20 protein-coding genes are annotated in these 22,579 nt (G+C 64.9%); 9 read left to right on the top strand and 11 right to left on the bottom strand.

Annotated elements, in window-relative coordinates; all coding sequences use genetic code 11:
• Nucleotides 1-4: 4 nt before the first annotated feature.
• Nucleotides 5-3,583 (bottom strand): indolepyruvate ferredoxin oxidoreductase family protein, encoded by a 3,579-nt coding sequence (locus VSR72_RS37555; RefSeq protein ID WP_342957281.1) that lies wholly within the window; start codon nt 3,581-3,583, stop codon nt 5-7.
• Nucleotides 3,584-3,927: 344 nt separating this feature from the next.
• Here VSR72_RS37555 and VSR72_RS37550 point away from each other — a divergent pair, with 344 nt between their 5' ends.
• The 4 genes from VSR72_RS37550 to VSR72_RS37535 all read left to right on the top strand — a co-directional run bounded on the left by VSR72_RS37550 (nt 3,928) and on the right by VSR72_RS37535 (nt 8,234).
• A complete protein-coding gene (locus VSR72_RS37550) occupies nt 3,928-4,440 on the top strand; it encodes a hypothetical protein (protein WP_342957280.1) in 513 nt (170 codons plus the stop codon).
• A gap of 284 nt (nt 4,441-4,724) precedes the next feature.
• The gene (locus VSR72_RS37545; protein ID WP_342957279.1) at nt 4,725-5,882 is read left to right on the top strand and encodes an HPP family protein; all 1,158 of its coding nucleotides are present in this window, start codon (nt 4,725-4,727) and stop codon (nt 5,880-5,882) included.
• Between the two features lie 121 nt (nt 5,883-6,003).
• The gene (locus VSR72_RS37540) at nt 6,004-6,417 is read left to right on the top strand and encodes a MarR family transcriptional regulator (protein ID WP_342957278.1); all 414 of its coding nucleotides are present in this window, start codon (nt 6,004-6,006) and stop codon (nt 6,415-6,417) included.
• Between the two features lie 5 nt (nt 6,418-6,422).
• Entirely contained in the window at nt 6,423-8,234 is a 1,812-nt protein-coding gene (locus VSR72_RS37535; protein WP_342957277.1) for a chloride channel protein, read from the top strand.
• A gap of 16 nt (nt 8,235-8,250) precedes the next feature.
• Here the strand turns inward: VSR72_RS37535 and VSR72_RS37530 are convergent, their stop codons facing one another.
• The 4 genes from VSR72_RS37530 to VSR72_RS37515 form a co-directional block, all read right to left on the bottom strand.
• Nucleotides 8,251-8,658, bottom strand: coding sequence for a DUF2000 domain-containing protein (locus tag VSR72_RS37530; RefSeq protein ID WP_342957276.1), 408 nt, complete (start codon nt 8,656-8,658; stop codon nt 8,251-8,253).
• Between the two features lie 97 nt (nt 8,659-8,755).
• Nucleotides 8,756-9,616 carry a sigma-70 family RNA polymerase sigma factor gene (locus tag VSR72_RS37525; RefSeq protein WP_342957275.1) on the bottom strand — a complete coding sequence of 287 codons (861 nt, stop codon included), beginning with the start codon at nt 9,614-9,616 and terminating at the stop codon, nt 8,756-8,758.
• Nucleotides 9,613-10,089: a carboxymuconolactone decarboxylase family protein gene (locus VSR72_RS37520; RefSeq protein WP_342957274.1), complete on the bottom strand. Its 477-nt coding sequence runs from the start codon at nt 10,087-10,089 to the stop codon at nt 9,613-9,615. Before VSR72_RS37520 ends, VSR72_RS37525 begins: the two co-directional genes overlap by 4 nt.
• 193 nt (nt 10,090-10,282) lie before the next feature.
• On the bottom strand, nt 10,283-11,068 hold the full coding sequence (locus tag VSR72_RS37515; protein WP_342957273.1) for an IclR family transcriptional regulator: 786 nt from the start codon (nt 11,066-11,068) through the stop codon (nt 10,283-10,285).
• Between the two features lie 187 nt (nt 11,069-11,255).
• Between VSR72_RS37515 and VSR72_RS37510 the strand changes: the two genes are divergently transcribed.
• The 3 genes from VSR72_RS37510 (at nt 11,256) to VSR72_RS37500 (ending at nt 14,296) form a co-directional block, all read left to right on the top strand.
• A complete protein-coding gene (locus VSR72_RS37510) occupies nt 11,256-12,539 on the top strand; it encodes an MFS transporter (protein ID WP_342957300.1) in 1,284 nt (427 codons plus the stop codon).
• Nucleotides 12,540-12,543: 4 nt separating this feature from the next.
• The gene (locus VSR72_RS37505) at nt 12,544-12,990 is read left to right on the top strand and encodes a type II 3-dehydroquinate dehydratase (RefSeq protein WP_342957272.1); all 447 of its coding nucleotides are present in this window, start codon (nt 12,544-12,546) and stop codon (nt 12,988-12,990) included.
• Between the two features lie 286 nt (nt 12,991-13,276).
• Nucleotides 13,277-14,296: an alcohol dehydrogenase gene (locus tag VSR72_RS37500; protein WP_342957271.1), complete on the top strand. Its 1,020-nt coding sequence runs from the start codon at nt 13,277-13,279 to the stop codon at nt 14,294-14,296.
• A 21-nt stretch (nt 14,297-14,317) separates the two neighbouring features.
• On the opposite strand, the gene sulP is transcribed toward VSR72_RS37500, so the two are convergent.
• On the bottom strand, nt 14,318-16,084 hold the full coding sequence (sulP, locus tag VSR72_RS37495) for a sulfate permease (protein ID WP_342957270.1): 1,767 nt from the start codon (nt 16,082-16,084) through the stop codon (nt 14,318-14,320).
• A gap of 409 nt (nt 16,085-16,493) precedes the next feature.
• Between sulP and VSR72_RS37490 the strand changes: the two genes are divergently transcribed.
• Nucleotides 16,494-17,075, top strand: a complete 582-nt coding sequence (locus tag VSR72_RS37490; protein WP_342957269.1) for an ANTAR domain-containing protein — start codon at nt 16,494-16,496, stop codon at nt 17,073-17,075.
• Nucleotides 17,072-18,193, top strand: coding sequence for a CmpA/NrtA family ABC transporter substrate-binding protein (locus tag VSR72_RS37485; RefSeq protein ID WP_342957268.1), 1,122 nt, complete (start codon nt 17,072-17,074; stop codon nt 18,191-18,193). Before VSR72_RS37490 ends, VSR72_RS37485 begins: the two co-directional genes overlap by 4 nt.
• 25 nt (nt 18,194-18,218) lie before the next feature.
• On the opposite strand, the gene VSR72_RS37480 is transcribed toward VSR72_RS37485, so the two are convergent.
• The 5 genes from VSR72_RS37480 to VSR72_RS37460 form a co-directional block, all read right to left on the bottom strand.
• On the bottom strand, nt 18,219-18,512 hold the full coding sequence (locus VSR72_RS37480) for an antibiotic biosynthesis monooxygenase (protein WP_342957267.1): 294 nt from the start codon (nt 18,510-18,512) through the stop codon (nt 18,219-18,221).
• Nucleotides 18,513-18,551: 39 nt separating this feature from the next.
• Nucleotides 18,552-19,661: an NAD(P)/FAD-dependent oxidoreductase gene (locus VSR72_RS37475; protein WP_342957266.1), complete on the bottom strand. Its 1,110-nt coding sequence runs from the start codon at nt 19,659-19,661 to the stop codon at nt 18,552-18,554.
• A 160-nt stretch (nt 19,662-19,821) separates the two neighbouring features.
• On the bottom strand, nt 19,822-20,877 hold the full coding sequence (locus VSR72_RS37470; protein WP_342957299.1) for a porin: 1,056 nt from the start codon (nt 20,875-20,877) through the stop codon (nt 19,822-19,824).
• 252 nt (nt 20,878-21,129) lie between these two features.
• The gene (locus tag VSR72_RS37465) at nt 21,130-21,489 is read right to left on the bottom strand and encodes a protocatechuate 3,4-dioxygenase (RefSeq protein WP_342957265.1); all 360 of its coding nucleotides are present in this window, start codon (nt 21,487-21,489) and stop codon (nt 21,130-21,132) included.
• Nucleotides 21,486-22,331, bottom strand: a complete 846-nt coding sequence (locus VSR72_RS37460) for a gallate dioxygenase (RefSeq protein WP_342957264.1) — start codon at nt 22,329-22,331, stop codon at nt 21,486-21,488. The genes VSR72_RS37465 and VSR72_RS37460 overlap by 4 nt, the downstream gene beginning before the upstream one ends.
• Nucleotides 22,332-22,579 lie beyond the last annotated feature (248 nt).

The following is a 22,579-nucleotide window of genomic DNA, read 5'->3' as shown; positions in this document are numbered from 1 at the left end:
CTTCTTACGCCGTGGCGCGCTGCCCGGCGGGCGTGCGGTAGTCCGCCAGCAAGCGCTCCTTCTTCTTTTCTGTCGCAGCGAGATTGCGCGCCTTGACGTGGCCGAAGCCGCGAATTTCATCGGGCAGCGCCGCGAGTTGCAGTGCGGCGGGCAGGCGCTGCGCGTTAAGGCTTGCGCAGAACTCGTCCACGAGCGCCACGTATTGTGCGATCGAGCGGCGTTCGTCGCGACGCTCTTCCGTCTTGCCGAACACGTCGAACGCCGTGCCGCGCAGCCCTTTCATGCGGGCCAGCGTGCGCAACACCGGCAGCACCCACGGACCGAAACGGCGCTTCACGAGATGGCCGTGCTCGTCGCGCTTCGCGATGAGCGGCGGCGCAAGCCAGAAGTTCAGCTTGTAGTCACGACCCGGCTCGCCTTCGAACTGCGCACGCAGTTTCTCCAGATACGCGGGATCGGCATAAAGACGCGCGACCTCGTACTCGTCTTTATAGGCCATGAGCTTCGCGAGATTCACGGCAACGGCGCGCGTGAGCGGCAGCTTCGCGTCGCCGCCAAGTTCGGTCTCCTTCACGCGAATGCGCTCCACCACGCGGCGATATTGCTGCGCATACGCGGTGTTCTGATACGCCGTGAGCAACGCCTCGCGCGCGGCGATCACCTTGTCCAGCGACTCGGGCATTTGCAAGACGATGGCCTGTGGCTCTGCCGGCGTTTTGGTCAGTGCGCGCACGACAGCCTCGCCATGATGCGCGACGTAGCGCCCCCAGTTGAACGCCTGCTGGTTCTTCTCCACGGCCACGGCGTTGAGTTCGATCGCGCGCCGCAGATGCGCGAGTTCGAGCGGCAGCCAGCCCTTTTGCCACGCGTAACCCAGCAGCAGCGGATTGCTGTAGATCGTGTCGCCGAGCAAGGCGAGCGCGAGCGCATTGGCGTCCACGAACGCACAGCCCTCGCCGATGCTCGCGCGCAGTTCAGCCTCGGTTTGCGTGCCCGGGAACGTCCACTTAGGATTCTTGACGAATTCCGCAGTAGGCGTCGCGCCGCTGTTGATCGCCGCAACGGTCACGCCATGCTGGGTGCGCGAGAGCACGTCGCCCGAAGCGGAGACGATCGCATCGCAGCCGATCACGAGGCGCGCCTCGCCGGTGGCGATACGCGTGGCGTGCAAAGCGGCGGGCGTCGCCGCCACCTGCACATGGCTCAGCACGGCGCCGCCCTTTTGCGCAAGCCCGGCCATGTCGAGCACGGTTACGCCCTTGCCCGCAAGATGCGCGGCCATGCCGATCAGCCCGCCGATGGTCACGACACCCGTGCCGCCCACACCCGTTACGAGAATGCCGTACGGCTTCGCCAGTTGCGGGAGCACAGGCACGGGCAACGCGTCGAAATCGATCGATGCGGCGCTCGACACATTCGCTGCGCGCGGCTTGCGCAACTGCGCGCCCTCGGCCGTCACGAAGCTCGGGCAAAAGCCCTTCACGCACGAGAAGTCCTTGTTGCACGACGACTGGTTGATCTTGCGCTTCGTCCCGAGCGGCGTGTCGAGCGGCTCGACGGAGAGGCAGTTCGACTGCACCGAGCAGTCGCCGCAGCCTTCGCACACGGCGTCGTTGATGAACGCGCGGCGCGCCGGGTCCGGATACGCGCCGCGCTTGCGGCGGCGGCGCTTTTCAGTCGCGCAGGTCTGGTCGTAGATCAGCACGGTGGTGCCCGACGTATCGCGCAAGGTGCGCTGCACGCTATCGAGCTGGTCGCGATGGTGAACATCCACGCCTGCCGGCAGCACGATATTGGCGTCGTACTTTTGCGGCTCGTCCGTCACGATGACGATGCGCTTCGCGCCTTCGGCATGCACCTGATGCGCGATCTGCGGCACGGTGAGCACGCCGTCCACGGGCTGGCCGCCCGTCATCGCGACCGCGTCGTTGTAGAGAATCTTGTAGGTGATGTTGGCGTTCGACGCGATCGCCGCGCGAATCGCCAGCAGTCCTGAGTGAAAGTACGTGCCATCGCCGAGATTCACGAACACGTGCTTGTCGCCCGAGAAGTGCATCTGGCCGAGCCAAGCCACACCCTCGCCGCCCATCTGGCTGAAGGTTTCGGTCTTGCGGTCCATCCACATCGACATGTAGTGACAGCCGATGCCCGCCAGCGCGCGCGAACCTTCGGGCACATTCGTCGAAGTGTTGTGCGGACAGCCCGAGCAAAACCACGGCTTGCGCTCGACCGTCACGCGCGGCTTCGCTGCCTCGCGCTCCTTCGCCTCGATGATCGCCACGCGCGCAAGCATGCGCGCGCGGACTTCCTCGGGTACATCGGCGCGAGCGAGACGCCGCGCAATGGCCTTGGCGATCAGCGCGGGCGAAAGTTCATAGTGCGCGGGCAGCAGCCAGTTGCCGCGCGGCACCGACCATTCGCCGCCTTCGTTGTCGCGCTCGTCGAATTTGCCGTAGATCTTGGGGCGCACGTCCTCGCGCCAGTTGTATAGCTCTTCCTTGAGCGCGTATTCGAGAATCTGGCGCTTTTCCTCGACCACGAGAATCTCTTCGAGCCCCGTAGCAAAGCCGCGAGCATCCTGCGCGTCGAGCGGCCACACGCAGCCCACCTTGAGCACGCGCACGCCGATCTGCGCGCAGGTTTCATCGTCGAGGCCGAGGTCGGTGAGCGCCTGGCGCACGTCGAGATACGCCTTGCCCGCGGTCATGATGCCAAAGCGGGCGCGCGGCGAATCGATCACCACGCGGTTCAGACGGTTCGCGCGCACGTAGGCGAGCGCGGCGTACCACTTCTCGTCGAGCAGGCGCGCCTCCTGAGAGAGCGGCGTGTCGGGCCAGCGGATGTTGAGGCCGCCTTCGGGCATGGTGTAGTCGGCGGGCGTGACGATTTCCACGCGGTCCGGGTCGAGGTCGATCGACGCGGTCGATTCGATCACGTCGGTTACGCACTTCATGGCGACCCACAAACCCGAGTAGCGGCTCATGGCCCAGCCGTGCAAACCGTAGTCGAGATACTCCTGCACGTTCGCCGGATAGAGCACGGGAATGCCCGCCGCGATGAGCGCGTGTTCGGACTGATGCGCCACCGACGACGACTTCGCCGCGTGGTCGTCGCCCGCGAGCACGAGCACGCCGCCGCGCGCGTCGCTGCCCGCCGAGTTGGCGTGCTTGAAAACGTCGCCGGTGCGGTCGACGCCGGGGCCCTTGCCGTACCACATACCGAACACGCCGTCGCGCTGCGCGCCGGGCCAGAGGTTGATCTGCTGCGTGCCCCATACCGCGGTGGCGGCGAGGTCTTCGTTCACGCCCGGCTGGAACACGACATCGTGCGCCTGGAGATGCTTTTTCGCCTTCCAGAGCGACTGGTCGAGCGCGCCTAGCGGCGAGCCGCGATAGCCCGAGATGAAGCCCGCGGTGTTCAAGCCGGCCTTGCGGTCGCGCGCCTTTTGCAGCATGGGCAGGCGCACCAGCGCCTGCGTGCCGCTGATGTAGACGCGGCCTTTTTCCAGCGTGTATTTATCGTCGAGCGAAACGGATGCGGCTAGCGATGCGGCGTCTACGGCGGCGCGGTCTGGGGCGTTCATGGCGGGTCTGTCTCCGGAATCGGTACTTCATCGGTACGTTTTCCGGGCGAGTATAGGAAGCCGATATGCCATCGTAAAATCACAAATTGGAAAGGCTGGTATGCGAAAAACGGATGGCCGGCGCGGAAAGCGCCGTTCGCAGAAGCTCGACTTCTCAAGCCACTCGGGCATTTGCCGTTAACACACGGGACCAACAACCACCCATTCCGGAGTCCCGCTTGAACGCGAAACCACGCGCTCTGCCATCTGCATTTGTCTTGTTCGGAGCCCTGGCCGGTACCCTGCTGACCAGCGGCTGCGTCAGCAGTCCCCGTGTCGCTACCGCACCCGCGCGCCCCACAGTCGTGGTCGCTGCGCCCCCGCCGCCGCCTGTCGTCGTCGCGCAACCCGTTTATGTGCCGCAGCCGTACGACGCGTACGTTTCGGTCGTGGTGGACCGCGATGTGGTCTATGCGGGCGGCAGCACGTATATCTGGATCATGGGGGCGGACGGCCACCGTCAGCGCCGTCTCTACGGGCGCGGCGACCTGCGCAGCGAAGTCCTGCACCGCCGCGCGGAATTGCGCGTGGTGATGGCGCACAACGAAGGCCATCTGCCGATGCAGCACGCGCGCATGCCCGAGCCGCAGCGCGTGCGCGTGACGATGCAGCCGCACGGCGCGCCGCCGCATGGCTACCGGCCCCAGCCGGGCGGGCATCCGCCGGTTCACACCGCCCAGCATCGGCCGCCGCCCGCGCCTAACCGCGGCGCGCACGACAGCGCCAATGCGAACGCCGGCCATCACCGCCACCCCGACGGCCATCCCAACGCCGCGCCCGCGCCGCGTTTCGCAGGCCAGCCGCCGCATGCGGGTTGATGCCAGCTAATACCGGCTACGGCTCGAACCGTCAGCCAGCCTGATAAAAGCGTCGCCGCCTTTTGCGGCGGCGCTTCTCGCTCTCGCCCCACCTGCCGCTCCACGATGCGCGGCTGCCGTTGCATCCCCAAATTTTCCACACGCGCCGCCTGCGCGGTACAACTCCACCTGGACAAAATGTCGCGATATATATCATATCGCGATACAATCCTCTTTCTCTGGGCGGCGCCGAGCCGTCTGCGCTCGAAATTCGTACCCAATCCGTACCCAATCCGCTCCGCATCGTGTCACGCTTCAAAGTCCTTCGCTGGCTCACCCGCTTCATCCCTTCAAGGGTCACCATCACATGGCGCGAGCGCCTGCGCTCGGGCGGCGGCGCGCTGGTCGGCATTGCCCTGACGGGCGCGCTCGCGCACAGGCTGCTCGGCGGCGACCCGAGCATTCCGTACCTGATCGCCCCCATGGGCGCCTCCGCCGTGCTGCTCTTCGGCGTGCCCGCCAGCCCGCTCGCGCAGCCCTGGTCGATCATCGGCGGCAACCTCGTTTCCGCCACCGTGGGCGTGACCGCGGCGATGTGGATACACGACCCAGTACCGGCCGCCGCTGTGGCCATCGCCGTAGCCATCGTCGCGATGTTCACGCTGCGCTGCGTGCATCCGCCTTCGGGCGCGGTCGCGCTCACCGCCGTGCTGGGCGGTCCGGCCGTCCATGCGCTCGGTTATGAGTTCGTGTTCGTGCCCGTCGCGCTGCAGTCGTTCATCCTGCTCGGCGGCGCGCTCGTCTATCACGCCGCCACGGGGCATCGCTACCCGCACGCCGCGCGGCGCCCGACGGTGGCCGGTCCCGCGCCCGCGCAAGCCGGTTTCACCCGCGCCGACCTCGAAGCGGTCCTGCGCGATCGCGACGAAATGCTCGACATCGACACCGACGACCTCGAAGCCGTGCTCCAGGACGCCGAGATCCGCGCGTACGCGCGCAGCTTCGGCGAACTGACCTGCGCGGACGTCATGTCGGCCAACGTGGTGAGCATCACGCCTGCTACGACCGTGGGCGAAGCACGCTCGCTGCTCAGGCGCCACGACGTGAAGGCGCTGCCCGTGGTGGACGCGCATCGTCAGGTCAAGGGCATCGTCACGCGCGCCGACCTCGCCGAGGACGGGCGCGAGCGGCATCCGCTGCGCCTCATGCTCTATGCGATCGCGCGCCTGTTCCGGCCGCACGCCGAGTCCGGCCAGAGCGTCGGCACGCTGATGACCACGCATGTGCTGACCGTCGCGAACACCACGCCGATCGTCGAACTCGTGCGTATTTTCGCGGGCCGCGGGCACCATCACGTGCCGGTGGTCGATCACGAACACAGGCTCGCGGGCATCATCACGCAGGCCGATTTGATCTCGGGGCTCTATCACCAGGCGAAGACGCCGCAGCAAGCACCAGCCTGAGCGTATTCGCGGCCAAGATCACAGCAATACACCTGGCCCCGATGCTGATGTGACGGGCGTTTGCGGGCACAAATATCATAACGTGATATATTAGGAGACTGAACCGTTCCATGGACTCCCAATGAAAAAAAGCGCGCGCGACCTCGACAAGGTCGACTTTGAGCAGCTCTCCGAATTTCGCTACCAGATGCGCCGTTTCGAGCGCTTCTCGGAGCAGGCCGCGCAGGCCGAGGGCATTACGCCGCTGCAGTACCTGCTGCTGCTGCATGTGAAGGGCTACCCCGGCCGCACGTGGGCGACCATTGGCGAACTGGCCGAGCGTTTGCAGGCGCAGCATCACGGTGTGGTGGCGCTCGTCTCGCGCTGCGAGGCGATCGAACTCGTCGAGCGCCGCGTAAGCGAGCGCGACCGCCGCCAGGTGGAAGTGCACTTGCTCGCCGCCGGCGAAAAGCTGCTCGCGCGTCTCGCAGAGTTGCATCGCGCCGAACTGAAATCGCTCGACGGCGCATTCACCATTCCGCATATCGATCTTTAAAGACCATGCATTCCGACGATTCCCACAAGCGCGACTTTTCGGCGAACGCACGCCTGCCCGGCATCAGCTTGCTGGCCGCCGTGATCGGCGTATTGGCCACGCTCGCGGCGTTCGTGCTGCTGAGCCTGATCCACTGGTTCACGAACCTGTTCTTCTTCGGCCAGTTCTCGTTCGCCGACCGCTCGCCCGCGCTCAACACGCTGGGCCCGTGGGTCATCGTCGTGCCCGTGATAGGCGGGCTGATCGTCGGAATGATGGCGCGCTTCGGCTCCGAGAAGATTCGCGGCCACGGCATTCCGGAAGCCATCGAGGCCATTCTCTTCGGCAAGAGCAAGATGTCGCCGAAAGTGGCCATCCTGAAGCCGCTTTCGTCGGGCATCGTGATCGGCAGCGGCGGACCGTTCGGCGCGGAAGGCCCGATCATCATGACGGGCGGCGCGCTTGGGTCGCTGCTCGCGCAGTGCGTGCGCGTGACCTCCGCCGAGCGCAAGACGCTGCTCGTGGCGGGCGCGGCTGCGGGCATGACGGCCGTGTTCGGCACGCCGGTCGCTGCCGTCCTGCTTGCCGTCGAACTGCTGCTGTTCGAATGGCGCCCGCGTAGTTTCCTGCCCGTGGCGCTCGCGTGCGCGGTGGCCGGATTCGCGCGCTCTGTGTTCTTCGGCACGGCGCCGCTCTTCCCCATGCAGACCCTGCCGCCGCACGCCGTGGCGCTCTTTTCATGCATCATCGCCGGGCTGCTGGCGGGCGCGCTCGCATCGGGGCTTTCGGCGGCGCTCTACAAGGTCGAGGACCTGTTCGGCCATCTGCCGCTGCACTGGTCGTGGTGGCCGGCTATCGGCGGGCTCGTGGTGGGCATTGGCGGCTTCATCGAGCCGCGCGCGCTCGGCGTGGGCTACGACGTGATCGGCGATCTGCTTCATCAGCACATCGTTCTTCAGGTCGCCATTGCGATTCTGGTGGTGAAAGCCGTGATCTGGGTCGTGGCGCTCGGCTCCGGCACCTCGGGCGGCGTGCTCGCCCCGCTGCTCATGCTCGGCGCGGGGCTTGGCTCGGTGCTCAGCCACGTGCTGCCCGGCAGCGACCCGGCGCTGTGGCCGCTCGTGTGCATGGCGGCGACGCTCGGCGCCACGCTCGGCGCGCCGCTCACGGCCATCGTGTTCGCCTTCGGCCTCACGCACGACACCAATGCGCTGCTGCCGCTCCTCACGGCCACGCTGGTCGCGCATGGCTTCGCAACGGTCGTCATGAAGCGCTCGATCATGACGGAGAAGATCGCGCGCCGCGGTTATCACATCTATCGCGAGTACGGCGTCGATCCGCTCGAGCGTCATTACGTCGATGAAGTGATGACCCGCACTGTCGATACCATCGACGCGAACGTCACCGTTCGCGACGCCCTCGAGCGTTACTTCGGCGCGTCGCAGCAGCGCCGTGCATTCCCGGTACTGCGCGACGGCGCGGTGCTAGGCGTAGTGGATCGCGCGATGCTCGACGCGGTGCGCGCGAGCGCCGCGACCGAAGAACTCGACACGCCGCTCGGTTCGTTGCTCGCGCAACGTTCTCCCGACATGGCGCTGCCCGCGGAGACCTGCCGCCAGGTCGCCACGCGTCTCGCGATTCATGGGCTCGAACGCCTGCCCGTGGTGGCCGACCGCGAATCGCGGCGGCTCGTGGGCATCGTCTCGCGCAGCGACCTCGTCAAGCTCTCGCTCACGCACTTCGAGGAAGAGCACAAGAAGGAGCGCTTCCGCCGCATTCCCATGGGCAACAGCAAGAATGGCAAGCGGCGCTTCCCGCCGGTGCGCAAGGCCGGGTGATGGAGACGGCGCTCGTCTATTGATGCAGCGCCAGCCCCTTCACGGCTTTGTCCACCGCGTTTTTCGGGCCGTATAGCGCGATTCCGACCAGATCGGGATTCTCCGGGTCCTCGGCGCGAAACACCTCGCGGTTCGCGGCGTCGTGCCCCGTCGAAAACATGGCGTGCACATACGGCACGATCGTAAGCTCGCGCGACACACCGCGCCGTAGTGCTGCCTGCAAACCTGCGACATCCGCGCCATAGATCATCATCGGCTGGCCCAGCATCCTCCCGTAGCGCTGCCCGCGCGCGTCTTCGTAGGGCTCGCCAAGCGCTTCGGGCACCGCTGCCGCAATGCCCGTGGCGAGAAACGCGGTCACATTGAGCTTCTGCCAGACCGCGAGATTGTCCCGCACGACCAGCGCCACTTTCGTATCGAACATGCTTGCTGCCTCCTTTTTCGAGGCACACATGATCCGCGAGACGTGGCTTCAAGTCTGGAACGTTCGTGCACGGCGGCGGCGCCGTCGCGCCCGCCGCTCAGTGCAGATGCCGCAGCTTCTCCGGATTGCGCATGACGTAGATGGCCGTGACCTTGCCGCCTTCGATCTCGAGCGCGGTGGTTTGCAACTCGCCATCGGCCTCGCGCGTGACGAAGCCAGGCAGCCCGTTGATGAAGCCCGCGCGCACGAACGTCGAGCCGTTCTTGCGGAACACATCGGCTAGTTGCGCGTGCAACTTCATCACGCTCTCGAGGCCGAACACCGGGTGGCCGATCGCCGGGCGCTTGCCGCCGCCGTCCGCATGCAGGCTCACGTCGTCGGCGAGCATGGCGCCGAGCGCGCTCATGTCGCCGCTGCGCGACGCCGCGAAGAACGCCTGCGCCAGTTCGAGGCCGCGCGCTTTCTCCACGTGAAAACGCGGGCGCGCTTCCCGCACGTGCGCGCGGGCGCGCGACGCGAGCTGGCGGCATGCGGCGCTCTCGCGCCCGATCGTGGCCGCGACTTCGTCGAACTCCAGCCCGAACACGTCGTGCAGCAGGAACGCCGCGCGCTCGAGCGGCGAAAGGCGTTCGAGCGCGAGCATGAGCGGCAGCGTGACGTCCTCCTGCTCATCCTCTTCTTCGACGACCGGATCGGGCAGCCACGGACCGATATACGTTTCGCGCTGATGCCGCGCCGACTTGAGCTGGTCGAGGCACATGCGCATCACCATGCGGCGCAGGAAGGCCTCGGGCACGCGCACCTCGTCGCGGTCCACATCCGCCCAGCGGATGAACGCGTCCTGCACGATGTCCTCGGCGTCGGCGACCGAGCCGAGCATGCGGTACGCCACGCGGATCAGCTTGCGCCGCAGCGGGTCGAAACTCGCCGCGGCTTCGTGAAGGCCCGGGTCTGTCATGCGGCGACCATCTTTTTGGCCATGGCCTTGGCCGCCGCCGGATCGACCCACAGGCCGAAGCCGACCGCAAGGCGGTTCCAGCCGTTGATCACGTTGATCATCAGCGTGAGCTTCACCTGCTCCTCCTCGGTAAAGTGGGCGGCGAGCGCCGCGCGCGCTGCTTCCAGCGCGTGGCCTTCGGAAAGGCGCGTAAGAGCGTCGGTCCAGCCGAGCGCCGCGCGTTCGCGGTCCGTATAACAAGGCGCTTCTTGCCACGCGGAAAGCAGGTAAAGACGCTGTTCGGTCTCGCCATCCTCGCGTGCGTGGGCGGTATGCATGTTAAGACAATTCGCACAGCCGTTAATTTGCGACGCGCGCACTTCCACCAGTGCAATGAGGCTCGCCTCGAGGCTTCCGGACACGGCAAGCGACGTGCCCATCCAGGACTTCATCAGGGTCGGAGCGGCGGCGAACAGGTCGAGCTTGGCAGTCATGGTTTCATCTCCTTTCGGTTGGGTTGCCATGACATGACGAGATAGCCCTTCCCGCGTGTGACATCGGGGCGAAAAAAGTTTGATGGCGGGACTGCGCAACCTCGGTCACGACCGCACCGCCATAGCTGTGGCCAACGAAGATGCTCGGGCTGTCCTTCGCGCCGACAACGCAAAGCGTCAGCGCCGTTGCGCTTCATCCCTTGCCGAGTGGCGGCCGGCTGGGGAATCCCGCCATATTGCTCAATTGGGCCAGTTCATTGGCCGCCTCGCGCAGTAGTACGGAGTACTCGTGAATTTTCCCGGCAGTCAGCCGTACCCGCGGACCGGCCAGGCTGATGACGCCGACGCAGCGCGAGCCGCTAACTACGGGCGCGGCTACCGCAGCCATGCGCGGAGCAAACACCTCATCGATCATCGCGTAGCCACGCACGCGCGCAGCGTGCAGGAACCCCAGCAGCGCTTTTAGCGTGGTCGGCGCATTGGGTCCGAACTCATTCGGCTGCCCGAAGCCCTGCTTTAAAACCAATGCGACGGCCTGTTCGTCGGTCATCGTCATGAGCCACGCGTGCCCGGTCGACGTGCATGAAAGTCGTGCTGCGTGGCCCATGTCGGGATCGTAGCGAAAGCCGACGCGCTGTCCGTCCGCCTTACCCACCCAGATAATCGCTTCGCCGTCGACCAGCGACAGCCGCGCCAGTTCGCCGGTTTGCGCGGCGACGCGTTCGATGATCGGCTGGGCGATATCCGCGATGCCCGTCAGGCTCAGGAATTCGAGTCCATTCGACGTCATGCGCATGGTCAGGATGTAGCGGCTGTGATCGACCAGTTGCCGGACATAGCCGCTTTCGACGAGTTCGGCGAGCACGCGGTGACACGTGCTGCGCGGCAGAGACAAGGCGTCGGCAATGGCCACCAGACCTGCGCCTTCGGGTTGCGACGCCAGCAGATCGAGCATTCTCAGGCCGTTTCTGAGCGACATCTCTCGTGATTCCCACAATATGAAATGCAGTTCCGGTGCGGAACAACCCCTTGCGACAGCGCAAACAATAGCACTTGTTCGTCGCCAGAAACGAACGTTTCAACATATCGAGGATTGAGGAGACAACATGTCATTTTTTGCCGATTCAGACCTTGTGGCGGGAAGTCAGGCCGCGCGGGCTCACTTGATGGCGCGTCGGGCAGTTGCGGGCGCAACGGTCGGAACTGCGCTCGAATGGTTCGACTTCGCTTTGTATGGCGTGGTCGCGGCCACCATCTTTCCGAAGCTGTTTTTTCCGTCACTCGACCCGACCGCCTCGCTGCTCGCGTCGCTGGCGAGTTTTTGGGCAGGGCTGGCTGCGCGCCCGCTCGGCGCGGTGATTTGCGGCATCCTCGGCGACCGATGGGGGCGCCGCAAGCTGATGTTGATCACCGTGTCGGTGATGGGCGCGTCGTCGTTCCTGATGGGCTTGCTGCCCACCTACCACCAGGTCGGCATCCTCGCACCGACGTTGCTGGTATCGCTGCGCATCATTCAGGGTTTCGCGCTCGGCGGCGAATCGACAGGCGCGCAACTGATGGCGGTGGAGCATGCGTCTGCCAATCGGCGCGGCTGGTATTCGGGCCTGCTCGGCATTTGCTCGCCGCTGAGCCAGATTCTCGCCAACTTCTCGCTCTTTACGCTGGCCGCTGTGCTTTCGTCCGACGACTTCGATTCATGGGGATGGCGCGTCCCGTTCCTCGCGAGCTTTGTTTTGGTGCTGCTAGGCATCTACATCCGCCGCAAGGTCAGCGAGACGCCGGCCTTCGAGGCGCTCAAGAAGAGTGGCGCTCCCACGCGCGCGCCGAATCCGCTCGGCACGGTTTTCAAATATCACTGGCGCACCGCGCTTCGCCTGACGCTGTTCTTTTGCGGCCCGGCTGCGTTGTTCTATCTGATTGTGGTCTTCTCACTCAGCTATCTGACGAAACATCTCGGCGTACCCAAACAGACCGGTTTCATGCTGTTGATGGTTGCGAATGTCTGCGCCATCGCGGGCGCGCTGGCGGGCGGTTATCTGAGCGATCGGATCGGACGCAAGCGCGCGTTGATGATCGGTTCGTTCTGCACACTAATTTGCTGTCTGATCTACTTTCCGATTCTCAACCAGAACTCGATCGCCATGACCATGGCCGTGATGGGCGCATTCCTCGGCTTCACGCAATTCCAGAGCGGTATTCAGCCGGTCTGGTTCGCCGAGTCCTTCCCCACCGAAGCTCGCTACACGGGGTCCGCGCTGTCGTACTCGGGGGCCAACCTGCTCACCGGCGGCCCGATGCCGATTGTCGCCGTGGCACTGCTCAATGCCTTTCACGGTTCCCCGTGGGCCATCGTCGCCGTTTGCGGCTCGCTAAACCTGATTTCATTCCTCATGATCGCGATTTCCCGGGAAACCAAAGACACCGCCCTCGAACGCTCCACTACGCATTGAAACCATGACTCGCAAACTCTACATCCTCAATGGCTCCAATCTGAACATGCTGGGCGTGAGGGAGCCTCACATTTATGGCACGACCACGCTTAAGGATATCGAACAGAACTGCCTGACGCTGGCCGACGCGCTCAAATTCGACTGCGTATTTCGCCAGACCAACAGCGAGAGCGAACTGATCGACTGGATACAGGAAGCGTTCCTGCAGGACGCCGCGTTGATCATCAATCCGGCCGGCTTTTCGTTCGGACGGATTCCTGTACTCGACGCGGTCAAGCTCATTCGCCGCCCGGTCGTCGAATTGCATATCACCAATATCCATCGGCGTTCCGAAGAGTATCGTCACTCGTCCATTTCGGTAGCAGCCACTGCGGTGATCTGTGGGGCGGGAGCGAATGGGTATTTGCTTGCCATTCGCGCAATAGACGATTTGTGGGGCAATCAGACCTGAGCCTGCCGCTGGATCCATGCGTCCTGCAGACCATGTAAGCATCGTTGTAGCGAATAGCGAAGGCGCTATTCGCTACAACTGACGGCCTTGCCGAACCGCGTGGAGACTGGCCTAAGGCCAGCAAGCCGCAAAGCACCCAAACAACCCGAACGCTAACAAACATCCCCCCGCATTCCACTCCGCGCCGCACAACACAAAGCCTCCACACCATCGTCCTACAATGTCGCGGTAGCCAGACATCGCCACGACATCACCGGCGGAAACCCCACTTTCCCAGGAGCAAACGATGGCAAAGATGCACGCAGTACAGGTAGCAAAAGCGGGCGCCCCTTTAGAACTGGTCGAGCGAGATATTCCCGAGCCGCCCGAGGGACACGTCCTCGTCAAGGTACAGGCCTGCGGGATCTGCCATAGCGATTCGCTCACGAAAGAAGGCCAGTGGCCAGGCCTCCAGTTTCCGCGCGTGCCCGGCCACGAGATCGCTGGCGTGATCGAAAAACTCGGCGCGCGCGTCGACGAATGGAAGGTCGGGCAACGCATCGGCGTGGGCTGGCACGGCGGCCACTGCGGCCATTGCGAACACTGCCGCCATGGCGACTTCGTGCTTTGCAAGAACGGACAGATTCCCGGCATCAGCTACGACGGCGGCTATGCCGATTACATGGTGGCGCCGCAGGAAGCGCTCGCGCGCATGCCCGACGATCTCTCCGACGTCGACGCCGCGCCGCTCCTGTGCGCGGGCATCACCACTTTCAACGCGCTGCGCCACAGCGGCGCGCGCGCGGGCGATGTCGTGGCGATCCTCGGCGTTGGCGGGCTCGGCCATCTCGGCGTGCAGTACGCGCGCAAGATGGGCTTCGTCACCGTGGCCATCGCGCGCGGGCAGGACAAGGCACCGCTCGCGAAACAGCTCGGCGCGCATCACTACATCGACAGCGCCTCGCAGGACGTCGCGCAAGCCTTGCTCGCGCTGGGCGGCGCGCACGTGATCCTCGCCACGGCCACGAGCGGGAAGGCCATGAGCGCCGCGCTGGGCGGCCTTGGCCTGAACGGCAAGATGATCATGGTCGGTGTGTCGCAGGAGCCGGTGGAAGTGCCGATCACGCAGTTCATCATGGGCCGCCACTCGGTGCAGGGCTGGCCCTCGGGCACCGCCGCCGATTCTCAGGAGACCCTGGCATTCAGCGCGCTCTCGGGCGTAAAGCCGATGATCGAGGAATATCCGCTCTCGCGCGCGGCAGAAGCCTATGAACGCATGATGAGCGGGAAAGCGCGCTTTCGTGTGGTGCTCAAGCCTGGCGCTTGACTAACATTCAGGCGGGATTGGCTACCGTCCCGTCTGCGGCCCGGCCTCGTCGTTCGCGAGGCCGGTCTCGTCGACATAGCGATCGACAGCACTGCTTACGGTTGGATCGAAGCGGTCGGCGCCGATATCCTCGAGCAAATCGAAACGTTTGAGCTTGTCGCGCACCGGGTCCTTCATCTCCGCGAAATGCAGCGCGATGCCGTGCTCGCGCAACGCATGGGTCAATTCGCGCAGCATGTCGGCAGACGTGACGTCTACGCTCGTCACGGGTTCCGCCGCCACGACGACCCGGCGTACCGGCGTGGGCGACGCTTCCACCGCTTCCATCAAACGCTGCTGGAACAGCTCGGCGTTCGCGAAGAAAAGCGGCGCGTCCCAGCGAAACAGCACGAGTCCCGGCGTGCGCACGGCTTCGGGATAGCGCGTGATGTCGTGATAGCCGCGCAATCCTTCCACGCGGCCGAGTACCGCGAAATGGGGCCGCCAGCCGTCCCAGAGGAATTCGATCACGGCGATCAACACGGCGAGGCCAATGCCGGGAATCGCCCCGAACACCGCGACTGCCACGAAGCAACCGATCGAAAGCCAGAACTCCCACTGCTGAATCCGGTAGATGCGCTTGAGGTCGGCGATTTCGAACAGCCCGAGCGCGGCGGCGATCACCACGGCGGCGAGCGCACTATTGGGCAGATTGCGCAACAGATTGGGCGCGACCATGAGCAGCGCCGCCACCGCGAGCGCGCCCACCACGCCGGTTAGCTGCGTGCGCGAGCCCGCGGCTTCGGCAACCGGCGTGCGCGACGAACTGCTGCTGATCGGAAAGCCCTGGAACAAACCGGCCGCGAAGTTGGCCACACCGAGACCCACCATCTCCTGGTTGGGATCGACGCGTGCGTGAAAGCGCGCCGCATAGGTGCGCGAGAGCACGCTCGTGTCGGCAAAGGCAATCAACGCGACGGCTGCGCCGCCCAGGACGATCTTCACCAGGTCCACGTTGGAGACCCACGGCAGCGAGAGTCCGGGCAGCCCCTGGGGAATCGTACCCAACACTTTCACGCCCTTGCTGTCGAGGTGGAAGAGACTGACCGAAAGCGTGGCCACGATCACGGCGATCAGGATGCCCGGCACTTTGTCAAAGCGCTTGAGCACGAGGATCAGCACGAGGCTTCCCGCGCCCACGGCAAAGCTGTACCAGTTGGCCTGGCCGCGCGCAACGGCCTGAACGAGGCTCAGAAAGTCTCTCATCGGGCCCTGCTCATCGATGGAGATGGCGAAGAACTTCGGCAACTGGCTAATGAGCACGGCGAGCGCAATGCCGTTCATATAGCCGTACCGGATAGGCTTGGACAGCAGCTCCGTGATGAAGCCGAGACGCAACAGCCCCATGGCGACGCAAACGAGACCGGAAACGATCGCCATCATGCTCGCCACGCCGATGGCGCGTGCGGGGTCGCCGCCCGCGACCTGCACCACCACCGCGAGTATGGGCGCGGCAAGCGCGGAGTCGGGGCCGAGCACCAGAATGCGGCTAGGCCCGAACACGGCATAGGCGAGCAACGGAATGATCGTGGCATAGAGACCGTAGACGCCGGGCACGCCGGACGCCGCCGCGTAGGCAATGCCGACCGGCACGAGCATGGTGGTCAGCACCAGCCCCGCCGCGAGATCGTTGAACAACCAGGCGCGTTGATAGGTCTTGAGCAACGTTACGCCGGGCAGCCAGCGCAGCCAGGATTGGCTTGCGGTTGCACTTGCGGGCTGTGCTTGGGTAGAGGCAGGTCTTTCCATATCCATAGGCCGGTTAATTGTCGTGAGAATGCTGGCGCTGGAAATCGTGGAGCCGACGGCGTGCGCTAAAAAGCATAGTTGAAATACGCGCGTCACAAAAGCCGCGTGCGGCCGCCTCGACTTCGGCATCATGAGTGCAGATTCAGGCCACCTTTCCCGCACTTTTTCGGGCATCGCCCGCAACCGCTGCGCCAACTGGGTGCGCAGCATCGACTGTCGCACTGCTGCGGTGCACAACGCGTTGCGCGCCGCGTTTCGCCACGTCGCGCCCAAAACCCCGTCCCGCACCGCTTTGCGGCCGGCGGACAAACTGGCACGCACCTTGCTGAATCATCATGCGCGCCCAGCGATGGCGCGCAATGCGCCGATTAACCGTCGAAGACGTCATGCCGACGACCACCGAATCCCCATGCTGCGCGTACTGCTCGTAACCGATACCGACAAGCCTATAGGCGACCTGCGCGACGCGCTCGCCAAGCTCGGCTACGACATGCTCGCCGAGCCCGCGACGCCGCAGGCGCTGCATCGCGTCGTCGAGCGCGAGCGGCCCGATGTCATCATCATCGACACCGAGTCGCCCTCGCGCGACACGCTGGAGCAGCTCGCCGTGATGAACGCCACCGCGCCGCGCCCGGTGCTGATGTTCAGCCACGACGCCAACCAGCAGCTCATCCGCTCGGCCGTCAGTGCCGGCGTGACCGCCTATCTCGTGGAAGGGCTCGCGAGCGAGCGCCTCGCGCCGATCCTCGAAGTCGCGCTTGCGCGCTTTGCACAGGAAGCGCAGTTGCGCGAGCGTCTCACGCAGGCGGAGAACGAACTGGCCGAGCGCAAGCTGATCGACCGCGCGAAGCGCATCCTGATGGAGCAACAGAAGCTGACCGAGCCCGCCGCCTACGCGGCGCTGCGCAAGCGCGCGATGAACCAGAGCGTGAAACTCGCCGAGGTCGCCCGCCAGATCGTCGCGGCGGGCGAAGCGCAGGACCGACCATGAACGCCACCACCACACTCGGCGCGCCCGAGAAAACCCATCTGAAGATCGGCTTCGTGCCGCTCGCCGACGCTGCGCCGCTCGTGGCCGCGAAGCTGCTCGAATTCGGCCACGCGCACGGCCTCACGCTCGAACTCTCGCGCCAGCCCTCGTGGGCCGCGCTGCGCGACAAGCTGCTTTCAGGCGAACTCGACGCCGCGCATTCGCTTTACGGCCTTGTGTATGGCGTGCAGCTCGGCCTTGGCGGCCCGCAGACCGACATGGCCGTGCTCATGGTGCTCAACCGCAACGGCCAGGCCATCACGCTCTCGAACCGGCTCGCGGATGCGCTCGCCGAACACGGCTCGCTGCCGCGCGCCCTTGCGACGCTGGCGCGCAAGCCCGTATTCGCGCAGACCTTTCCCACCGGCACGCACGCGATGTGGCTGTACTACTGGCTCGCTTCGCAAGGCGTGCATCCGCTGCGCGACATCGAAAGCGTGGTGATCCCGCCGCCGCAGATGGTGAGCGCGCTAGCGGAAGACCGCCTCGACGGCCTGTGTGTGGGCGAGCCCTGGCCGGGGCTCGCCGAGCAGCGCGGCGTGGGACGCACGATCATTCGCAGCGGCGAGATCTGGCCGGATCATCCCGAGAAGGTGCTCGCGTGCCGGCGCGACTTCGTGGCGCGCCATCCGAACACGGCGCGCGCGCTCGTGCAGACGATGCTCGAAGCGTGCCGCTGGCTGGACGGCGAAGGCAATCGGCGCGAAATCGCACAGTGGCTCGCACGCCCTGAGATGCTGGGCGTGGACGCCGCGCTGATCGCCGCGCGGCTCGAAGCGGATGCAGCGTCGCGCACGCCGGGCATGAAATTTTTCGAGGATGGCCGCGTGAACTATCCGCGCGAATCGGAGGGTGTGTGGTTTCTTTCGCAGTTCGAACGATGGGGCATGCTCGCGCGCCGAAGCGACTATCGCGAGATCGCGCGCGGCTTGAACCAGACGGCGCTGTACGGGCAAGCGGCGGCGGCGATGGGAATTTCGCTGCCGGGTGAAGCTGCGACCGCGCCGTTCGTCGACGGACGCGTTTGGGATGGAAAGGACGCGGCGCAGTACGTGGAGGGGTTCGGCATCAAGGCGTAAGCGCGGCCTGGCCGCGCTCAGCCTCTTACTTCACCACGACCTGCGTATGCCCGACGACCGGCGGCTTCTCGAAGTACGGGCCCACGAGGCCCCGCCACGCCTGAAAGTCGTCCGACTCGCGAAAGTGCACCATGTGATCCTCGACGGTATCCCACTGCACCACGAGCACATACTGGTTCGGCTCTTCCACGCCGCGCTGCAACTCCACTGCGCGGCAACCGCGCGCGCGGTGAAAGAGCGGCAGCGCCTGCGCCACGGCCGCTTCGAATTCGGCGTTCTTGCCTGCGCTCACCGTGATATGCGCCATCTCGTAGACCATCGTGTTCTCCTTGTGATTCGCGTTGATTCGCTATTGCAGTCAGTGTGTGTTCAGGCGTTCGATCACTTCGTCCGCAATCGCGAGCGAAGCCGTCAACCCCGGCGACTCGATGCCGTAGAGGTTCACGAGCCCGCTCACGCCGTGCTCGCGCGCGTCCTGGATCACGAAGTCGCCGCCGTGCTTGCCCGCCACCAGCTTCGGGCGGATGCCAGCATAACCCGGTTGCAGCGCGTCGTCAGGCAACGCGGGCCAGTAAGTGCGAATCGCCGCGTAGAATTTCGCCGCGCGGCCCGGGTCCACGGTGTAGTCGATCGTGTCGATCCACTCGACGTCGGGACCGAAACGCGCCTGGCGGCCCAGGTCGATCGTCAGGTGGACGCCCAGGCCGCCTTCCTCCGGCACCGGATAGATGAGCCGCGAAAACGGCGCTGCCCCCGCAAGCGAGTAGTAATTGCCCTTCGCGTAGCGCCCCTGCGGGATCGATTGCGCCGGCACGCCTTCGATGCAAGCCGCGACCTGCTGCGCATAGAGGCCCGCGCTGTTCACCACGCGCGTGGCGAGCAATTCCATCGGTTCGTCGCCGCCCGCTTTGAGCAGCGTCGGCTGGCCCGGACGCACAGCGCCGCCCGTGACCGGCGAGCAGAACGCGAGCATGCCGCCCGCAGCTTCGAAGTCGCCTTGCAGCGCGAGCATCAAGCCGTGGCTGTCGACAATGCCCGTGGAGGGCGATTCGAGCGCCGCCACGCAATTAAGCGCGGGTTCCATCGCGCGCGCCTCGTCGCGTTCGAGCCAGCGCAGATCGTCCACGCCATTGGCGGCCGCCGCCGCGCGAATCGCGCGCAGCGCGTCGAGTTGCCCTTCGTGCGTCGCGACGATGAATTTGCCGCAGCGGCTGTATTCCACGCCCTTCTCTTCGCAATACGCGTAAAGCTTGTGCTTGCCCTGCACGCACAGCCGCGCCTTGAGCGAGCCTTGCGGGTAGTAAATGCCCGCATGGATGACTTCGCTGTTGCGCGAACTGGTGCCCGTACCGATGGCGTTCTCCGCCTCGACGAGGACGGTTTCCCAGCCCTGCTGCGCGCACGCGCGCGCCACCGCGAGACCGACCACGCCCGCGCCGATCACGACGCAATCCACCGTGTCCGTCATGAAACTTCCTTTCTCGTCACGCGAGTGCTGTTTCGACTGGCGCTATTTTGCCCAATTCGCGTGGCTTGCGTGAAAGGATGCACACCATGAAAAAACGCCGCCCGATCCTGCGATCGGGCGGCGTCAAACAACTGCTGGAGATGATGAAGTCAAGCGTGCATCAGAAGTGCGTATGCAGGCCCACGCGCGCAACGGCCTGGCTTTGACCGCTCGAAGCGCCATCTGAGGAGTTCATGCCGTTGATCTGCGCAAGACCGCCGGAGCTTGCGCGCTGGTACACGCCCAGCACGTACACGCTGGTGCGCTTGGAAAGCGCGTAATCGACAATCGCCGCGACCTGGTGCGCGTGATTGTTGTCGACCACGTCGTTGCCCTTCATGTACATGTACGACGCGCCGGCGCTCAGTGCAGGCGTGAAGTTGTAGTGCGCGCCAACCGAGCCCTGATACACCGAGCCGCCATTGGCCGAATTGTGCACCGTGGTGAAGAGCGCGTTCGTGATCCAGCCGCCAAAGCGGTAGTGCGCACCGATGCCCCAGTTGCGCACGCTCACGTCGCCTTCGCCCGTCACGACGGTCTTGAGGTTCGTGTAGGCCGCGTTCACGCCGAAGTCATGCGCCGCGTAGTTCAGCGCGAAGCTCGTGCCGTTGGCCGTGCCGATCGAACCGGCCACGCCGCCGAAGCTGTACATCGCGCCCGCGCTGAAACCGCCGAACGTAGGCGACAGATACTTCACGGAGTTGTTGACGGTTTCGCCCGCCATGCGGTCCCAGTCGAACGACCCGGTCGCGTTGTTCGGCAGCGCGAGCTTCGTGAACGGACCCGCGCGGAAATCGTAGAAGTGGCCCGAGAGTTCCGCCGGATCGTTGCCCGCAAAATACAGCGAGTCGGTCATGAAGTCGTACTGATTACCGAGCGTGAGCTTGCCCAGCTTGTCGTTGCTCAGACCCAGAATCGATGTACGGCTGAAGAGGCTCTTGTTCGGCATGAAGGCGCCGTTGTCCACCTGGAACTGGTTGACGAGCTGGAAGAAGGCCTTCGTGCCGCCACCCAGGTCTTCCGTTCCCGTCATGCCCCAGAGGTTCGGGCCGTTCACGCCGTCGTCCATCTTGACGTTGTGCTTGCCGCCCTGGTTGCTCACGTAAGTAATGCCCGTGTCCATCATGCCGTAGAGCGTCACGCTGCTTTGCGCGAACGCCGGTACAGCACATGCCATCACGCCGATGGCCCCCGTAATCGCCAATGCAATCTTTTTGTACTGCTTATGATCCTGCATTCTCCAAGTCTCCTGTTTTGAACAAACCTGTTTATTCGAGCATCGAAGGTGAGCGGGCTCGCCGCCCCGAGATCAGGCGAGCCGCAAGCAAGCGCGCGGCATGCGGGCCGCGCGGGTCAAACGCGCACGAGAGGGCGAAACGCCCGCTCGCGCGCAAAAGGGAATCAGGAGATCAAGCGGTCAAACGCACGCTCAGACCGCGTCGGGCACCTTGCGCGTCTTCAGGAACGCTTCGAGGGTTTCGCCGCGCATGCTCGCGTACATGCCGAGATTCGTGATCTTCACCACGCGCGCGAACTTCTCCAGCACGAAGAAGCACACGCCGTATTGAATGAGGCCGAGCCAGTCCGTTGCGTCGACGAGCGCGCGCTCTTCATCGGTGAGCCCGGCGGCGTCGTAGGCGGCCTTGCGGTTGTTGAGCCACAAATCGCGCGCTTGTGGCAAACGCATTTCCCAGAAGAAGCGATTCAGACGCATCGCCTTCATGCTCTGGCGAATGTCGAAGGGGTAGGTGCCCGTCAGTTCCTCGATGCCAACCAGTTGCGGATTCATTGCTGGGCCTCTTCTTCGTACACCGTGACCGCCATCGCCGTGCTGGTCGCGAGATAGTAGTTGCGATGGACTTCGCGGATCTTGTCGCCGAGCGCGCCGCGCATGGCGAGCCACATGATCGTCTCCACGCTTTCCGCGCCGCCGAGGCGCACGTAGTCCACGTGCTTCATGCGTGCGAGGCGCTCCGGATCGTTCACGATCAGGTCGAGGAACTCCATGTCCCATTCGGTGTTGTTGTAGCCGCTGCGCTCGCCGTGCACCTGGTGCGAGAGTCCGCCCGTGCCCACCACCACGACGTCGAGGTCCTGCTCGAACGATTCGATCGCGCGGCGCAGCGCCTGGCCGATCCGGTAGCAGCGATTGGCCGTGGGCAGCGGATACTGGAGCACGTTCACCTGGATCGGCACCAGCGCCGCAGGCCAGCCGCCTTCGTGCGGCAGCATGAGCGAAAGCGGCGAGTTGCAGCCGTGGTCGAGCGGCTTGTCCTGGAAGATCGTGAGGTCGAACTCGTCGTTCACGAGCTGCTCGGCAATATGGATCGCGAGATCGGGGTGGCCCGCGATGTCCGGCAGCGCCCGCTTGCCCGCACCTTCGTCGGCGAACTCGTGATTCGCGGAAACGCCCAGCGCGAACGTCGGGTAGCAGTCGAAGAAGAAGCTGTTGGCGTGGTCGTTGTAGAACATCACGAGCGCGTCCGGCTTGCGCTCGGCCAGCCACTGCGCGACCGGTTCGTACCCCTGGAAGAGCGGCGCCCACGCGGGTTCGTTCTGCTTGCCCTTGTCGTATGCCATGCCGATTGTCGGCACGTGCGATGTGCCGATGCCGCCCACTATTCTTGCCATGATCTTGCCCTCTGCTGCTGTTCATGCGGCGCGCTCGCGCCGCGCTGGACCGGATACGTCGGCAGACGCCTTCGATCCATCAATTGGGATACGAAATTACAAAAACACCGCCCAAACCGTAAGCAAGGGTTAACCACGAATTTTTCCCTTTCCCTCATGAATTCAGGGCTTATGCGCGTTTGCACACACTCGGCCGATCGCTCAAACCCGCGCGCCGCAACGGTTTTTGGTATCCTGAAATCCTGTTG

It is taken from the genome of Paraburkholderia sp. JHI869 (genome assembly GCF_038900775.1).
Classification (GTDB): domain Bacteria; phylum Pseudomonadota; class Gammaproteobacteria; order Burkholderiales; family Burkholderiaceae; genus Paraburkholderia.
This window is presented reverse-complemented; position numbering and strand designations above follow the sequence as displayed.

Excerpts from the sequence above, each read along its gene's own strand:
- VSR72_RS37515 (WP_342957273.1), bottom strand. The coding sequence starts at position 11,068 with ATGTCGCTCAGAAACGGCCTGAGAATGCTCGATCTGCTGGCGTCGCAA.
- VSR72_RS37520 (WP_342957274.1), bottom strand. The coding sequence starts at position 10,089 with ATGACTGCCAAGCTCGACCTGTTCGCCGCCGCTCCGACCCTGATGAAG.
- VSR72_RS37470 (WP_342957299.1), bottom strand. The coding sequence starts at position 20,877 with ATGGCATGTGCTGTACCGGCGTTCGCGCAAAGCAGCGTGACGCTCTAC.
- VSR72_RS37530 (WP_342957276.1), bottom strand. The coding sequence starts at position 8,658 with ATGTTCGATACGAAAGTGGCGCTGGTCGTGCGGGACAATCTCGCGGTC.
- VSR72_RS37460 (WP_342957264.1), bottom strand. The coding sequence starts at position 22,331 with ATGGCAAGAATAGTGGGCGGCATCGGCACATCGCACGTGCCGACAATC.
- VSR72_RS37535 (WP_342957277.1), top strand. The coding sequence starts at position 6,423 with ATGCATTCCGACGATTCCCACAAGCGCGACTTTTCGGCGAACGCACGC.
- VSR72_RS37505 (WP_342957272.1), top strand. The coding sequence starts at position 12,544 with ATGACTCGCAAACTCTACATCCTCAATGGCTCCAATCTGAACATGCTG.
- VSR72_RS37500 (WP_342957271.1), top strand. The coding sequence starts at position 13,277 with ATGGCAAAGATGCACGCAGTACAGGTAGCAAAAGCGGGCGCCCCTTTA.
- VSR72_RS37490 (WP_342957269.1), top strand. The coding sequence starts at position 16,494 with ATGCTGCGCGTACTGCTCGTAACCGATACCGACAAGCCTATAGGCGAC.
- VSR72_RS37540 (WP_342957278.1), top strand. The coding sequence starts at position 6,004 with ATGAAAAAAAGCGCGCGCGACCTCGACAAGGTCGACTTTGAGCAGCTC.
- VSR72_RS37525 (WP_342957275.1), bottom strand. The coding sequence starts at position 9,616 with ATGACAGACCCGGGCCTTCACGAAGCCGCGGCGAGTTTCGACCCGCTG.
- VSR72_RS37555 (WP_342957281.1), bottom strand. The coding sequence starts at position 3,583 with ATGAACGCCCCAGACCGCGCCGCCGTAGACGCCGCATCGCTAGCCGCA.
- VSR72_RS37510 (WP_342957300.1), top strand. The coding sequence starts at position 11,256 with ATGGCGCGTCGGGCAGTTGCGGGCGCAACGGTCGGAACTGCGCTCGAA.
- VSR72_RS37465 (WP_342957265.1), bottom strand. The coding sequence starts at position 21,489 with ATGAATCCGCAACTGGTTGGCATCGAGGAACTGACGGGCACCTACCCC.
- VSR72_RS37475 (WP_342957266.1), bottom strand. The coding sequence starts at position 19,661 with ATGACGGACACGGTGGATTGCGTCGTGATCGGCGCGGGCGTGGTCGGT.
- sulP (WP_342957270.1), bottom strand. The coding sequence starts at position 16,084 with ATGGAAAGACCTGCCTCTACCCAAGCACAGCCCGCAAGTGCAACCGCA.
- VSR72_RS37480 (WP_342957267.1), bottom strand. The coding sequence starts at position 18,512 with ATGGTCTACGAGATGGCGCATATCACGGTGAGCGCAGGCAAGAACGCC.
- VSR72_RS37485 (WP_342957268.1), top strand. The coding sequence starts at position 17,072 with ATGAACGCCACCACCACACTCGGCGCGCCCGAGAAAACCCATCTGAAG.